Source organism: Parasphingorhabdus sp. (assembly GCF_965233695.1).
In the GTDB taxonomy this organism is placed as follows: Bacteria; Pseudomonadota; Alphaproteobacteria; order Sphingomonadales; family Sphingomonadaceae; genus Parasphingorhabdus.
Genome location: NZ_OZ247497.1, coordinates 2,281,305 through 2,294,350, shown reverse-complemented (window position 1 = coordinate 2,294,350; position 13,046 = coordinate 2,281,305). Strand labels below are relative to the sequence as shown.

Below are 13,046 nucleotides of genomic sequence, written 5' to 3'. Positions count from 1 at the left end.
AAGACGAGAGGATTAACGGATGAACGAGATGAAGTCCGTGGAATCGGGATTGAGCGTTCAAGATGAACGGGCAATTTCTGCCGTACTGATCTCCTATGGTACCGCAATTGACCGGCGAGACTGGAGCAGCCTGCGCGCCTGCTTTACAGATGACTGCGAGGCTGACTACGGCGCTTTCGGAAAATGGCAAAGCGGGGCTGCCATTACAAATTACATGAAAGATGCACATGCCAATATTGGACCCACGCTCCACCGAATAACGAATATCGAGATCAGCAAAAAAAAGGGGCGAACCTGTGCTCGAACTTATGTTGATGCTCTACTGATGCCGATGAACGAAGGTGGTCCCGTACACCGCGGTATCGGTTATTATGACGATCAACTGGTTCGGACCGTTGGTGGTTGGCGGATCACCCGCCGCATCTTTACATCGGTCTTGATTGATTGATGGGTAATGATTTGAACCTTCCAAAAGGTAAAACCGCGGTTGTAACGGGAGCATCCGCTGGCATTGGCGAAGCCATTGCACGAAAATTGGTGAGCGCAGATATTCGGGTTTTACTGGTGGCCCGCCGCGAAGAAAGGCTCAAAGCGCTCTGCGCAGAAATTGGAAAAAACGCAAGCTGCATGACGCTGGATATGGCAGAAACTGGCGCGGCGCAGGCATTGCTGGAAGCCGCCACGAAGGAATTTGGGACAGTTGATATTCTGGTGAACAATGCAGGTATTTTGCGAACCAGCCATGTTGATGAGTTTGATCTGGATGAACTCGATCCTATGATTGCAATCAACTATGCGGCAGTTGTGCGCACCAGTATTTTATTCGCACGCCGGATGAAAACCAATTCCGGTGGACAGATCATCAACCTGTCCAGCATAGGAGCTGGGATCACGGCAGCGGGTACTGGCATTTATGGTGGATTAAAAGCAGCATTGGAACGCTTTACTGAAGTACTGCGCATCGAACTGGCAGGGAGCGGCGTGCGTGTCGGCCTGATCGCACCAGGTACAACCAGCACAGAAATTTTCGAGGACATGAAAGCGAAGGGTCAACCTGGCTGGGACGAATTTATTCCGGCAATGGAACCCGAAGAGATCGCCAGAGCCGTACTGTTCATGTGCGAGCAGAGCGGAAATGCCAACGCGGCGCGGATACATATTTATGCGACTAGTGAGGGATTCTAGCCATTTGTTTGATCAGTCGAGCCGGGAATAGGCGGTCAGATCAAATGATTCGAAGTCAATGCCAGATTCGACCTTCATCACCCACTCTGCGTCCATGAGAAGCGCCCTACCAACGGTCACCAGGTCGAATTCTTCCGCTTCGAAACGCCGAACGACCTCGTCAAGATTGTCAACCGCGGCGGTTGGCTGGGAAAAACTCTCTGCAAGCTCCTTGTCAAAGCCGATTCCACCAACTGTCATGGTGGGTTTGCCGGATAACTTGCGTATCCATCCCGCCAGACCCATTTCCGAGCCTTCAAAAACAGGATCGGAAAAAATCCGCGTGCTGACGTCAAAAATATCAACGCCCGCGTCTGACAATATGTCGGTGATGATCTTCAATTCCTCGGGCTTGTCAGCAAGTCGCGCTTCATAATCTTGCAATTTCCATTGGGAAATTCGAAAAAGGATGGGAAAATCAGGTCCAACTTCAGTCCGGATTGCCTTTACAATCTCGCAGGCGAAACGCGCACGCCGCGGGAGATCACCACCCCATTTGTCATCGCGTTGATTGGTCCCAGCCCAGAGGAAAGCGTCGATCAAATAACCATGCGCCCCGTGCAATGCCACCCCATCGAAACCAACAGCCTTGGCATTGACTGCGCTTCGGACAAAACCGGAAATGGTTTCAGCGATTTCGGCTTCGCTCATTTCATCGGGTCGCATTGATTTTGCTTCCGGATGAGGGGCGGTGGCCTCCTGCCTGATACCCCCCATGTGCCAGAGCTGCGGTATAATCTTGCCGCCCGCCGCATGAACTTTCTCTACCGCCGTGCGCCAACCTGACAATGCTGCGTTACCATGCAGCACCGGGATGTTCTTTTCCCCCATCGTGCCTTCACCGATAGCAGAGGGGTGGTCGATGCCTACGCCCTCAGTGATGATCAGGCCGACTTTTGCCTTGGCCCGGCGTGCATAATAAGACGCGACATCATCGCCGGGTACACCATTGGGAGAAAACTGCCGGGTCATCGGCGACATAACAAACCGATTTGCCAGCTTTAATGATCCGCAGGTAAACTCAGTAAAAAGAGGGGTCAAGTTGTCGCGCATCGTGATCTCCAAATGTGGTGTTTTGAGACGCTAGCTGGCCGTTGAGCTATTGGACCTTTCAAAAGACAGGGACAACAATTCAATTTGAAAGCAACATTGGCGGTCGGGGATTGGAGATGAGCAGTAGGCAATTAGATATGAGACCGGAAGAATCTCTTCATGTAGCGGCAGAGCAGGACGAGGATATTGTCTCGCATTTTTTTTCGCGTGTTCGGATATCATCCGGAACAGGAGATAATCTTCATTGATGCATCAAACAAATTTGCAGCAATTTGTTGAAAATGAAAACGAGTGCTGTCTAGGCCGGTACAACTTCCAACGCTGATTGCGGACAAGCTTCCGCACCTTCGCGCGCGATGTCTTCCATGCCTGCAGGGACGATTTCATTTTCGACATAGACCATGCCATGCTCATCAAGCTTATACACGTCCGGGCAAATTTCGGCGCAAACGCCGTATCCACAACATGCAGGCTTATTTATCACCACCTTCAGCTTGCCCTCTTCAGACATTCGATTCTCCTCGCGAAACGGTTATGGCATTGCTTTACAGCTTGAACAGTTTATATACAATATGTATAATCCGAATCAAGTCGAATTTTGGAGAGGAAAAAGCATCATGTTGCAAAAATCGAGTCTGGTTTTGCGCGATGGCACATCAATTGATGATCTGATCATGCGGGATTCAAATGAAGTTTCACTTCGGGTAATGACGGATGAGGAGCTGTATCAGCATGAAATGGAACGGATCTTTGCGAAGACATGGCTGCTGCTGGGGCATGAAAGCGAGATTCCCAAAGCCGGTGATTTCATTGTACGCGATATGGCCGAAGACAATGTAATTATTGCGCGCGATCGGGAAGACAATATCAATGTTTCACTGAATGTTTGTCCGCACCGCGGGATGCGCGTCTGTCTGGGCGAAGCAGGCAACAAACCTATTCACCAGTGTATTTATCACGGCTGGGCGTTCAAGCCGAACGGCGATTTTGTCGGAGCACCGGTTGAGCGTGAGAAGATGCATGGCAATGATGTCGATAAGAAAACTTTGGGGCTCAAGAAAGCACGGGTCCATCTATATGGGGGCATGATATTCGCAACATGGAACATCGATGGCCCTTCCTTTGATGAATATCTGGGCGACATGAAATATTATATGGATCAGCTGTTCTGCCGGACCGACAATGGTCTGGAATTGCTAGGGCCGCCACAGCGCTTCGTATTACCCTGCAACTGGAAGGTTCCAGGTGAGCAATCGGGTTCCGACGGATTTCATACGCTTACTCTCCACCGCAGCCTTATGGAAGGCGGTGTAATGGGTGGCACGGCCGAATCGATTTATGATCAGGCACCGGGCATGTATGGCGTCGATGTTTCCTGCGAGCAGGGTCATTCGCTTCGCTGCCTGGAAGCGGAAAAAACCTTCAAAATGTTTGCCGATGTTCCTTTTGAGGGAAAATCGGCGCGTGAGCGTCTTGAACTATTGACCCCGCCGGGCATCACCAAGGAAATGATTCCGGAGTTGTTCAACAATCTTTCGGAAGATCAGGTTGAACAATTGGCCACGATCCCGCCGCAGGTTGGCGGAATGTTCCCTAACATTCTAATAGCCTTCATCTTTGCACCTCGCACAGATGGCGGATCATCCGGGGCATTGGCATTGCATACTTATGTACCAAAGGGGCCTGACAAGGTGGAATTCGTCAATTTCATTTTTGCCGAAAAGGATGCTCCAGAGCAAATGAAGCGCGACATGCTGCAAAATTCTGTTCAGCAAACCGGCACATCCGGAACGATTGAACAAGATGATGCAGATGTCTGGCCGGTGATCATGAAAAATGCACGCGGTGCAGCCGGTAAATCGATGACGCTTAAATATCAGGCGCTGCATGGCCACGAGCGCCCGGAGGGGTGGAAGGGAGACGGCCTCCTTTATCCAGGCTTCACCAAGGACGATACACAATGGAACTGGTGGCTTGCCTACCACAAGTTGATGAGTGAAGCTTGACCGGACAGGAGAACTAAAATGACTTGGGAAACAAAATCGACCGCCGCTCCGGATTCTACAACCATCATTAGAGGACTGGTCTCGCGCAAACGCGTTCCATTGGGGTCACCTGTATATAATGCATTGCTCGAAACGCTATATGATGAAGCTGCTGCACTCGATGAACGGCGCTTTGATGACTGGATGGCAATGTTCTCAGAAGACCTAGTGTATCAGGCACCTATTCGCATTACCCGTACCGGCCCGAACAAGGACCGGGACGTTATGCGGACGATGTTCCATTTTGACGAAGATTATGGTTCCATGCAGATGCGGATGGGCCGTTTGCAAAAAAGTGCCTGGGCTGAAGATCCGCCATCGCGCTGTCGCCGTTTTATCACCAATGTACGTATTGGTGAATGCGAGAGTGCTAACGAATATGAAGTGGTGAGCTATATTTATCTTGAACGCAGCCGCGGTGATAGCCCTGACAATGAATCGATGACTGCCGAGCGCCGGGACATTTGGCGTAAAGTAGACGGCGAATACAAGCTCGCCAGGCGTGAAATCATTGTTGATCAATCCGTACTCGGCATGTCCAACTTCGCAGTTTTCTTCTAAAAATAATGAACGATCAGGTTTCACCATCGATTGTCGTGGTCGGTTCAGGTCTTGCCGGTTTTGGGGTCCTGCGTGAATTGCGCAGGCTTTCCCCGGAAGCCAAATTGACTTCGGTGACGCTGGAAGAGGGGCATTTTTATTCAAAGCCAGCCCTTTCGACGGCCTTGGCAAAAGGCAAGGCTGCGGAGGCATTGATCACATCAGATGCCGGAAAAATGGTGACTCAGTTAAAGCTGGACGCTCGTATCGGGCGAGAAGCAGAGGCGATTGATCGGGCGGGGAGAGCACTTTGTACAACCGGCGGCCCGATTCCGTACGACTCGCTTGTTCTGGCAATAGGTGCCCTGCCCGTCCGGCCGCCTATTGAAGGGAACGCTGCACACCGAGCTATCTCAGTGAACCAGCTCAGTCACTATGATCAATTTCGCAAGGAGCTGCCCGAAGGCGCGCGCATTCTGATTATCGGATCTGGTCTGGTTGGAACTGAATTTGCCAATGATTTGGTAACATCCGGTTACAAACCGATTGTGGTTGATTTGCTCGCCCTGCCCTTACCGCAACTCGTTCCCTCTGCTGTAGGAAAAAGGGTCCGTGAGGCACTGTCCAGCCAAGGCGTGGAGTGGAAGCTCGGCCGCAAGGTCATGGCAATCAATTATCGTGAACCTGGACCGGGATATGTGGCCGCATTGGATAATGGCTCTGAAATCGAAGCAGATATCATCCTCTCCGCAGTCGGCCTGCGTCCCAATGTCGCCTTGGCGGAAGAAGCCGGCCTAGAAATCGGCGAGGGGATCAGGGTCAATCAATATGGCCAGACCAGTGACCCCGATATCTATGCGATCGGTGATTGTGCAGAATATCAAAGCGGGCTGGCTGCTTATGTCACACCGATAATGGCGGCCGCGCGCGGTATCGCGCCGAGCGTGCTTGGCACACCAACACCAATCCGTTTTCCTCCCCTCTCGGTTCAGGTCAAGACAACACTGTTCCCGATCAACCTGCTACCGCCGCCGAGAGGAATTTCAGGAGAATGGATCTGCGAAGAAGATGATGAAGTCGGAGGTATATATTTGTTCGTTTCCGGTGATCAGACCATTCAAGGTTATGTGCTGACTCAGGGCAAATGCGAACAGCGCATGGCAATGGATAAGCGGATGGGGGAACAGATTATGAGGGAGGCAGTATGAGCGGGTTGCTTGCGGATAAGGTAGCCATTGTGACGGGCGGTGCAAAGGGACTGGGATACGGCATTTCTCGGTGTATGGCCAAGGAAGGCGTGCGCCTACTGATTACCGGCCGCGACGGCGCTGCCACTGATAAGGTGGCAAAAGAAATCTGCCAGGAATTTGGAACAAAGGCTGTTGGCATGTCTGCGGATATGGGCGTGAAGGAAGAAGTCGAAGCGATGATCCAGCGTGCTGTCGATGAATTTGGCGGATTGGACATTCTGGTCAACAATGCTTCGCTTCTGTCCGACAATGTATTGCTGGAACATAAAACCGATGAAATGCTGAAGCGTACGCTCGACATCGGCGTATGGGGTTGCTGGTGGGGTATGCGCGCTGCACTCCCGCACATGAAAAAGCGTGGCGGCGGTTCGATCATCAATTTTCACAGCATTGACGCACAAACCGGCGCATGGCTGCACAGCGATTATAACATCAACAAAATGGGAATCATGGGACTGACCCGCAGCGCTGCTGTCGAATGGGGCCGGTTCAACATTCGCTGTAACGCGGTAGCTCCAACCGGGCTCGGTCAAGTTTTTGCCCACCTGGTAGAATCTGTACCTGGCTTCCTGGAACAGGCTACTGCTAACAATCCGCTGAAACGAGCAGGTGATCCGGAAAAAGATATCGGTCCTGTGATCGTTTTTCTCGCCTCGGAAATGTCGGCATTCATCACCGGAGAGATGATAAATGTCGATGGCGGCCAAAACCTGCCGGGTTATGTGAGCATCCCGCACAATCTTGAAGAACTGGAAAAGGGTCCGGCATGAAATTTCAGCCCGATTTCACTACCGATCCGCCGGTTTCAGACGACTTCATATCGTCACCAAGCGTTATCAAGATATTGTCCGGGGCGCTTGATGCTATTGCTGGTAGAGGAGTGACACGCCTTTCGATGAGCGACATCATTGAGGCTAGCGGCGTTTCTCGCGGAACAATGTATCGGTATTTTTCCAACAAAGAAGATGTACTTGCAGCTGTGGCCGAATATGTCTGTACCGGTTTCGAAGAAGGTATTCAGGATGCGGCCCAAGATGTGGACGATCCGATTGAGTGCTTTCGCCAAGTGATGCTCTTTTATTCCCAATATACCAACGAACATTCTCCGGACCGGGTTTTCGAAGTTGAACCACGATTTCATTTGGCATTTTTCCGCAGCCGATTTGATCGGTACAAGATCGCTGTTTCATCGGCTCTGGAACCCGTCTTCAAATTTGTTGAAATAAAACTCGGAAAGCCGGTGAACGCAGAGGCCTTTGTCGAAGCGCTGGTACGGCTCCAGCTCAGTACATTATTGGTTCCTGCCGACGAGAATTGGACAAAATTATGGAATGGCAGCGCAGACAACCTTGAAAAATGGGTGCTCGACTTCGCGCACCAGACCGCCTGAAACACTGAAAGGAAAAAAGAAATGGCTACTGTAGCAAAAGAAAAACCGAACCTAACCGCTGGATGGGCAGATAAACCGATCGCAGAAAAGCTCGTTGCGCGCGCCAAGGAATTACGCGGCTTCCTCGCTGAACAGGCACCCGAAGGCGAAAAACGCCGAAATCCAACACAGGCGGTCGATAAAATGCTGAAGGAAGAAGGCTTTCTTCAAATGATACTTCCTGAACGTCTCGGCGGCTTTGGATTGTCTCCGACCGATTTCAGCCGTGTACAAATGGAACTCGCAAAGGGTGATCCATCCATCAGCTGGGTGGTCCAGATTATTAACGGAACATCATGGGTAACTAGTCTTGCACCCGACAGCGTTCAGGAAGCAGTGTTCGGCGATGGGCCGCAGCCTGTTTGCGGAGCGTACAACCCACCCGGTAAGGCTCGCAAGGTTGACGACGGCTGGATCATCAATGGAGCCTGGCCCTATATGTCGGGTTCGCGTCAGGCAACCTGGACCCAGCAAGGTGTTGTTCTGGAGGGTTATGACGGCCCGGTCGTACCCGGGATCAGCATGTGTTACATCCCGATGAGCGAATTCGAAATCAAAGACACTTGGTTCGTCAGCGGCATGCAAGGTACCGGCTCAGACACCGCCATCGCGAAAGACGTATTTATTCCCGAAGGCCAGATGGTATTAATGGATGAACGGGCTGGTCAGATTGATCCGACCAAAAAACACTTCGGCGCGCCTTCTGATTTAATCCCTGCGGTCCCGATGGTGCGCACCACAGGGCTCGCGCAGCTTGTCGGTGCAGTCGAGGGAATGCTCGAAATTGTTACTGCCGATTCGGTAAAACCCGTGCTTACAACGACGATAGGACCGCGTACCGGTTCGGGCGCATATATGCGCGATCTGGGTGAAGCTGCGGCACTGGTTGATACCGCGAAAACCCTGTTACTAAGTCTGACCGCAAAACTTGACCGGATCGGACTAGGAGAGGAATTCACCTTGGAAGAGAAAGCGCGTCAGCGCGCGGCAGGTGGACAGATTGTTGAATCAATCCATGCTGCAAGCGAATCTCTGATGTTCCAGGCCGGATCATCGGGCTTCTCATTAGACAAGCCGATAAATCGCTATTGGCGAGATATCTCGATGGCGCTGCGTCACATCCAGAACATCCCGACCATCGGCTACGAAATCCAGGGCCGAGCCCTTGCCGGCGGCGATGCGATCGCTCCTCCGGGCTCTTATTAAGGGATCAATCAGGTCGCACTGATCAGGCGCGTGCGAAAGAACTCAAGTATTTCGTCACGGGCCTGAACGGTCGGCTGTCCTGCTTCATCAATTAAATGAAGAGTGACGACGCTGTGCGGTGTTTTGAGCGGAGCGTTGGGATTGGCGGATGAATCGGGCAAAACCTTGCCGATAAATCTGTCCCCCAGCGCATCGCGGTAAGCGGAAAAACGCGCCGATTTGCAAAAGCTGTCACCTTCAAAACGATAAGCTAGTACATTCAAATTATCCTCTTCCAAACGCGCTTTGACTTTCTCCAGTTCGTCGGAGCCGATCGCAAGTCCTGCAGGATTATGCATTGGCAAGGAAGGCTGTGATAATACAGGCGCAACAACGGATTTTTCAAGCATCATTGACAGGGCGAAATTGCCAGTAAAGCACATGCCGATTGCGCCTACTCCCTCACCGCCGCATTCCTTATGCGCTGCCGCTGCCAGTGCTCTTAACCACTGGGTCACCGGGCTTGACGCATTGCTGGCAAAAGCCTTGAACTCCTTACTTATGCAGGTACGAGCCAAGGTGACCATCGCTTTACCATTTCCCGGCAAAACCCCGTCCTCACCGAACAAGGAAGGCATAAAAACAGTTAGGCCCGCATCTCGGACCCAACGGGCAAAACGTGCGACATAGGGGCTGATTCCCGGCATTTCGGACATAACGATCACTGCTGGACCACTACCCGCGACATAAACACGCTTTGTTTTTCCAAGCAAAGTGACTTCACGCTGCTCAAAGTCATCAAGTGGATCTTTATAGTCCCGGGCAAAATCAGCCATAAATTGATTCCATTCGTTATAAGATGCGACACACTTCTTCAAAGTCGAGACGCGGATTGCGAGGAAACAGGCTTTCCTCCCGACCGTAACCCAAGGCGCAAATGAAGTTCACTTGCCAGCGGCCATCCGGGAAAAATTCAGCATTGAGCTTCGGCGCATCAAAGCCAGACATAGGCCCGCAGTCGAGTCCCATGGCCCGAGCAGCAATCATCATGTAAGCACCTTGCAACGGCACATTTCGCGCGAGCAGATCAGAGATTACCGCTTCTTTGCCGGCGAATACTGAACGAAAATCTCGGGATGGAAATAATTTTCGCATTTGGTCATAAAAGGCTGTGTCGCCCGCTATGATAGCGGTCACGGGGGCGGACTTCACCTTTTCGATATTGCCGGGATTTACACAATCCAAAAGGCGCGCCTTGGCCTTGGCAGAGCTGACGAATAAAAAACGTGCGGGGCAACTATTTGCTGATGTAGGCCCCCATTTCAGATGATCGTAAATCTGCTGCAGCAGCGACGGCGGAATGGGTCGATCTTGAAAGTCATTGTACGTTCGCGCCGCCTCAAAAATGGTCGAGATATCCATATTGTACTCCAAACAGTGGGTTTTTGAACATTCGATGCCGTTACTCCGCATATAGCCATCCAACATGGGTAGTATGTTCCTCATCGTGACGAACATCCGCCCGCATTTGAATATCTACCGGAAAATCTATTCCCCAAATGCACATACAACACTTGATGATCGCCAAACTAACATGTCTTTGGGCAGGTTTTTTGAAATGCGAACCTCTGCGATATGCTATTGACCCATTCAACAAGTGCGAGCGGTATTATGAGCAGCAAATCCCTTGATCCTCTTGACCAGATGGTCGCCGACTATTCGTTAGTGACAAATGGCTATTCAGGCGAGGCTCCAGCGAACCCTTATCCAATGCTAGCGGAGAAAAGGTCGCAATGCCCAGTCATGCAGGGTGATATTCTAAAGGAGCATATGGTGCCTAGCATGGCCGATTATATGATGACCGGTCGCCCCACGATGAGCCTTTTTCGCTATGAAGATATTCGCAGCGTACTGATGAATCCAACTGACTGGCTCAGCTATATTGTTGGCGACGGATTTGGAGCAGCGGTAGACAATATGCTGATAACCGCAATGGATGGTGAAGAGCATGATAAGTTCCGCGCAACGCTTCAAAAACCGTTTATGCGCCCACAGATCCGCAAACTGATCGACACGCTAATCCGGCCGGTGGTTGAGGATGAGTTTGTGAACCGGCTAAAACCGAACGGCAAGGCTGATCTGCTGCGTGAATTTGCCCTGCCTTTTCCCATTCGTGCAATGTATGCCTATTTTGGTTTCCCGCATGAGGAAGATCTGCTGTCCAATCTTGCAAGCTGGGCAATCCAGGTTGTCGCTGCTCCTCAAGCAGATCCGGAGGTTGCAAAAATAACTGTCCCGCAATCCATGGTAGCTGGACAATCAATGTACGATACATTGTTTCCCGTGATTCAAGCCTATCGCAAGCGCGGCGAAATGCGCCACGATATTCTCGGCCATATGATGGAAGTCGAGCATGAAGGAAAGCGGTTCAGCGACGAAGAGATCACTGCTTTCATCAGGATGTTGTTACTCGCCGCTGGCGAAACAACGACACGAAGTTTCGCCAACATGATGGTTCAATTGCTTGAGAATCCAGATGTCATGGACGAGGTAAGGCAAGATCGAAAACTGATCCCCAAAGCGGTGATGGAAACTATGCGCCGCGACCCGACAGCGGGTGCGGTGGCACGTATGGCAGCCAGAGATGTGAAATTGGGAGGAGTGCAGATTCCCAAGGGCACAGCTGTGCTATGTTCTATTGCCGCCGCCAATCGCGATCCGGAAACATATGAAGATCCTGACAGGTTGTGGCTGAAACGCCCGATGCGCCCGCTGCTGAGTTTCGGATTTGGACCCCATATCTGCATGGGAATGCACATGGCACTTGCGGAATTGGAGGTTGCTCTGGATGCAATGCTGGACTTGCCTAATTTGCGCTTTGATCCGGATTACCCTCACCCGGAAATCAAAGGGTTGAATATGCGTGGTCCTGACGCGGTTCATGTTTTGTGGGACTAGGGAAGCAAATCTGGTCCCAGAAATGCAAACTTTTTCAGATCATAGAAATGAAAAAATATGAGCATCGAAGAATATAAGGGGTTTGCCGGGATCAGGCTCGAAGCGGAAGCCAGCGGGTCGGAGGATGACCCTTCGATCCTGCTCATTCATGGTGGGGGACAAACAAGAACCGTCTGGTGTGACGTAGCGGTTGCATTGGTAAAGGCAGGTCGCCGGGTAATCAATCTCGATCTTCGGGGCCATGGCGGAAGCGAATGGCCCACCGATGGTCGGTATGATTTTGATGCCTATGTAGAGGATTTGCGCGGTGTACTGGCTCAAATGGGTACGCGTCCTGTCGTGGTTGCGGCTGCTTTGGGCGGATGGATCGCTACCGTTGCACTTGGAAGAGATGCAGCAACGCTAGCCGCCGGACTGGTGCTTGTGGATATTCCTACTCATATCGACAACGAAACATCGCGCGTGATGGCCGAGAATATTCGCAGGCGAGCGGAACAATCAAAAGATGCACCAACCTGGGACTTGAAGCTGATGGATAGTTTCGATGTTTCCAACATGCCTGAACGGTTGGCTGATGCAGCGCCTGGCTTAAACATTCCGGTGTTGGTGGTTCGCGGTGCTCTCAACCAAATGGGGTCAGGAGAAGAAGCGGCTTTGTTCGTCAAAGCCCTGCCTAATGCCGAGGCTGTTGAAGTCGAAGATGCCAATCTTCTTGTCTCCGGAGAGAGCACAGAAGCGTTTGATGCACTGTTGCTCGATTTTCTCGAGCGCCGCCAGCCGAGAGTGACACCGGAATATCGTTCTGGTTCGGATGCCCGGACGCTGCGAGATGCGCTCGGCTGCTTTGCTACCGGTGTAACCGTCGTTACGGCTAACGATGCGAGGGGATCGCCAATCGGGCTTACAGCGAACAGCTTCACGTCGGTTTCGCTTGATCCGCCCCTATTGCTGGTTTGCATAGCCAATACATCGGGTAGCGCATCAACGCTCAAATCGGCGTCCCATTTCGCTGTCAATGTATTGCAAATTGGTCAACAGCCAGCGTCAAATTTGTTTGCCGGAAAAAACAAAGATCGGTTCGCAAGTACATCCTGGGAACCGGGCGAAACGGGAGTGCCTCTGCTCACTGGTTCACTCAGCAGTTTTGAATGCGAACAATCTGAAGTCCATGAAGGCGGTGACCATTTCATTTTGGTCGGTCGGGTCGTGAAAGCGAGTTTTGAACCCAGGCGCGATCCTCTGCTTTTTTTCCGGGGGAAATACCGCCGTCTGCATTTCGCATGAAGGCCTCTCCTCTCTCCTGTTTGACGGCTTTCGTAGATCAAGAAAATATGGCAAAACAAAATACCCGATGGGCTACTG

Annotated in this window: 14 protein-coding genes; 10 read left to right on the top strand and 4 right to left on the bottom strand. The window is 51.6% G+C overall.

Translation table 11 applies throughout. The annotated features are described in order from the left end of the window. Nucleotides 1-19 precede the first annotated feature (19 nt). A complete protein-coding gene (locus ACO6S1_RS10920) occupies nt 20-448 on the top strand; it encodes a nuclear transport factor 2 family protein (protein ID WP_422342728.1) in 429 nt (142 codons plus the stop codon). A gap of 11 nt (nt 449-459) precedes the next feature. After that, nucleotides 460-1,185 carry an SDR family oxidoreductase gene (locus ACO6S1_RS10915; protein WP_422342727.1) on the top strand — a complete coding sequence of 242 codons (726 nt, stop codon included), beginning with the start codon at nt 460-462 and terminating at the stop codon, nt 1,183-1,185. Nucleotides 1,186-1,197: 12 nt separating this feature from the next. On the opposite strand, the gene ACO6S1_RS10910 is transcribed toward ACO6S1_RS10915, so the two are convergent. Together ACO6S1_RS10910 and ACO6S1_RS10905 are read right to left on the bottom strand one after the other, a co-directional pair. After that, the gene (locus ACO6S1_RS10910; RefSeq protein WP_422342726.1) at nt 1,198-2,277 is read right to left on the bottom strand and encodes an NADH:flavin oxidoreductase; all 1,080 of its coding nucleotides are present in this window, start codon (nt 2,275-2,277) and stop codon (nt 1,198-1,200) included. Between the two features lie 298 nt (nt 2,278-2,575). Then, the gene (locus ACO6S1_RS10905) at nt 2,576-2,788 is read right to left on the bottom strand and encodes a ferredoxin (protein ID WP_422342725.1); all 213 of its coding nucleotides are present in this window, start codon (nt 2,786-2,788) and stop codon (nt 2,576-2,578) included. 106 nt (nt 2,789-2,894) lie between these two features. Here ACO6S1_RS10905 and ACO6S1_RS10900 point away from each other — a divergent pair, with 106 nt between their 5' ends. Genes ACO6S1_RS10900 through ACO6S1_RS10875 form a run of 6 tightly spaced genes read left to right on the top strand, consistent with a single transcriptional unit; the run spans nt 2,895 to nt 8,747 of the window. Next, nucleotides 2,895-4,283, top strand: coding sequence for an aromatic ring-hydroxylating dioxygenase subunit alpha (locus ACO6S1_RS10900; RefSeq protein WP_422342724.1), 1,389 nt, complete (start codon nt 2,895-2,897; stop codon nt 4,281-4,283). A gap of 18 nt (nt 4,284-4,301) precedes the next feature. Beyond that, entirely contained in the window at nt 4,302-4,883 is a 582-nt protein-coding gene (locus tag ACO6S1_RS10895; RefSeq protein WP_422342723.1) for a 3-phenylpropionate/cinnamic acid dioxygenase subunit beta, read from the top strand. 5 nt (nt 4,884-4,888) lie between these two features. Next, entirely contained in the window at nt 4,889-6,070 is a 1,182-nt protein-coding gene (locus tag ACO6S1_RS10890) for an NAD(P)/FAD-dependent oxidoreductase (RefSeq protein ID WP_422342722.1), read from the top strand. Then, nucleotides 6,067-6,882 carry an SDR family NAD(P)-dependent oxidoreductase gene (locus tag ACO6S1_RS10885; protein WP_422342721.1) on the top strand — a complete coding sequence of 272 codons (816 nt, stop codon included), beginning with the start codon at nt 6,067-6,069 and terminating at the stop codon, nt 6,880-6,882. The genes ACO6S1_RS10890 and ACO6S1_RS10885 overlap by 4 nt, the downstream gene beginning before the upstream one ends. Next, the gene (locus ACO6S1_RS10880) at nt 6,879-7,502 is read left to right on the top strand and encodes a TetR/AcrR family transcriptional regulator (protein ID WP_422342720.1); all 624 of its coding nucleotides are present in this window, start codon (nt 6,879-6,881) and stop codon (nt 7,500-7,502) included. Before ACO6S1_RS10885 ends, ACO6S1_RS10880 begins: the two co-directional genes overlap by 4 nt. Nucleotides 7,503-7,523: 21 nt before the next feature. Continuing rightward, on the top strand, nt 7,524-8,747 hold the full coding sequence (locus ACO6S1_RS10875) for an acyl-CoA dehydrogenase family protein (RefSeq protein WP_422342719.1): 1,224 nt from the start codon (nt 7,524-7,526) through the stop codon (nt 8,745-8,747). A gap of 8 nt (nt 8,748-8,755) precedes the next feature. On the opposite strand, the gene ACO6S1_RS10870 is transcribed toward ACO6S1_RS10875, so the two are convergent. Both ACO6S1_RS10870 and ACO6S1_RS10865 read right to left on the bottom strand, forming a co-directional pair. Next, on the bottom strand, nt 8,756-9,562 hold the full coding sequence (locus tag ACO6S1_RS10870; RefSeq protein WP_422342718.1) for a dienelactone hydrolase family protein: 807 nt from the start codon (nt 9,560-9,562) through the stop codon (nt 8,756-8,758). A gap of 16 nt (nt 9,563-9,578) precedes the next feature. Continuing rightward, the gene (locus ACO6S1_RS10865; RefSeq protein ID WP_422342717.1) at nt 9,579-10,214 is read right to left on the bottom strand and encodes a malonic semialdehyde reductase; all 636 of its coding nucleotides are present in this window, start codon (nt 10,212-10,214) and stop codon (nt 9,579-9,581) included. 183 nt (nt 10,215-10,397) lie between these two features. Here ACO6S1_RS10865 and ACO6S1_RS10860 point away from each other — a divergent pair, with 183 nt between their 5' ends. Together ACO6S1_RS10860 and ACO6S1_RS10855 are read left to right on the top strand one after the other, a co-directional pair. Beyond that, nucleotides 10,398-11,684, top strand: coding sequence for a cytochrome P450 (locus ACO6S1_RS10860; protein WP_422342716.1), 1,287 nt, complete (start codon nt 10,398-10,400; stop codon nt 11,682-11,684). A gap of 57 nt (nt 11,685-11,741) precedes the next feature. Further along, nucleotides 11,742-12,968, top strand: coding sequence for an alpha/beta fold hydrolase (locus ACO6S1_RS10855; protein ID WP_422342715.1), 1,227 nt, complete (start codon nt 11,742-11,744; stop codon nt 12,966-12,968). Nucleotides 12,969-13,046: the final 78 nt, after the last annotated feature.

Bases quoted from the DNA above. Each gene is read 5' to 3' on its own strand.
- ACO6S1_RS10920 (WP_422342728.1), top strand. From the start codon at position 20: ATGAACGAGATGAAGTCCGTGGAATCGGGATTGAGCGTTCAAGATGAA.
- ACO6S1_RS10910 (WP_422342726.1), bottom strand. From the start codon at position 2,277: ATGCGCGACAACTTGACCCCTCTTTTTACTGAGTTTACCTGCGGATCA.
- ACO6S1_RS10905 (WP_422342725.1), bottom strand. From the start codon at position 2,788: ATGTCTGAAGAGGGCAAGCTGAAGGTGGTGATAAATAAGCCTGCATGT.
- ACO6S1_RS10900 (WP_422342724.1), top strand. From the start codon at position 2,895: ATGTTGCAAAAATCGAGTCTGGTTTTGCGCGATGGCACATCAATTGAT.
- ACO6S1_RS10895 (WP_422342723.1), top strand. From the start codon at position 4,302: ATGACTTGGGAAACAAAATCGACCGCCGCTCCGGATTCTACAACCATC.
- ACO6S1_RS10890 (WP_422342722.1), top strand. From the start codon at position 4,889: ATGAACGATCAGGTTTCACCATCGATTGTCGTGGTCGGTTCAGGTCTT.
- ACO6S1_RS10885 (WP_422342721.1), top strand. From the start codon at position 6,067: ATGAGCGGGTTGCTTGCGGATAAGGTAGCCATTGTGACGGGCGGTGCA.
- ACO6S1_RS10880 (WP_422342720.1), top strand. From the start codon at position 6,879: ATGAAATTTCAGCCCGATTTCACTACCGATCCGCCGGTTTCAGACGAC.
- ACO6S1_RS10875 (WP_422342719.1), top strand. From the start codon at position 7,524: ATGGCTACTGTAGCAAAAGAAAAACCGAACCTAACCGCTGGATGGGCA.
- ACO6S1_RS10870 (WP_422342718.1), bottom strand. From the start codon at position 9,562: ATGGCTGATTTTGCCCGGGACTATAAAGATCCACTTGATGACTTTGAG.
- ACO6S1_RS10865 (WP_422342717.1), bottom strand. From the start codon at position 10,214: ATGTTGGATGGCTATATGCGGAGTAACGGCATCGAATGTTCAAAAACC.
- ACO6S1_RS10860 (WP_422342716.1), top strand. From the start codon at position 10,398: ATGAGCAGCAAATCCCTTGATCCTCTTGACCAGATGGTCGCCGACTAT.
- ACO6S1_RS10855 (WP_422342715.1), top strand. From the start codon at position 11,742: ATGAGCATCGAAGAATATAAGGGGTTTGCCGGGATCAGGCTCGAAGCG.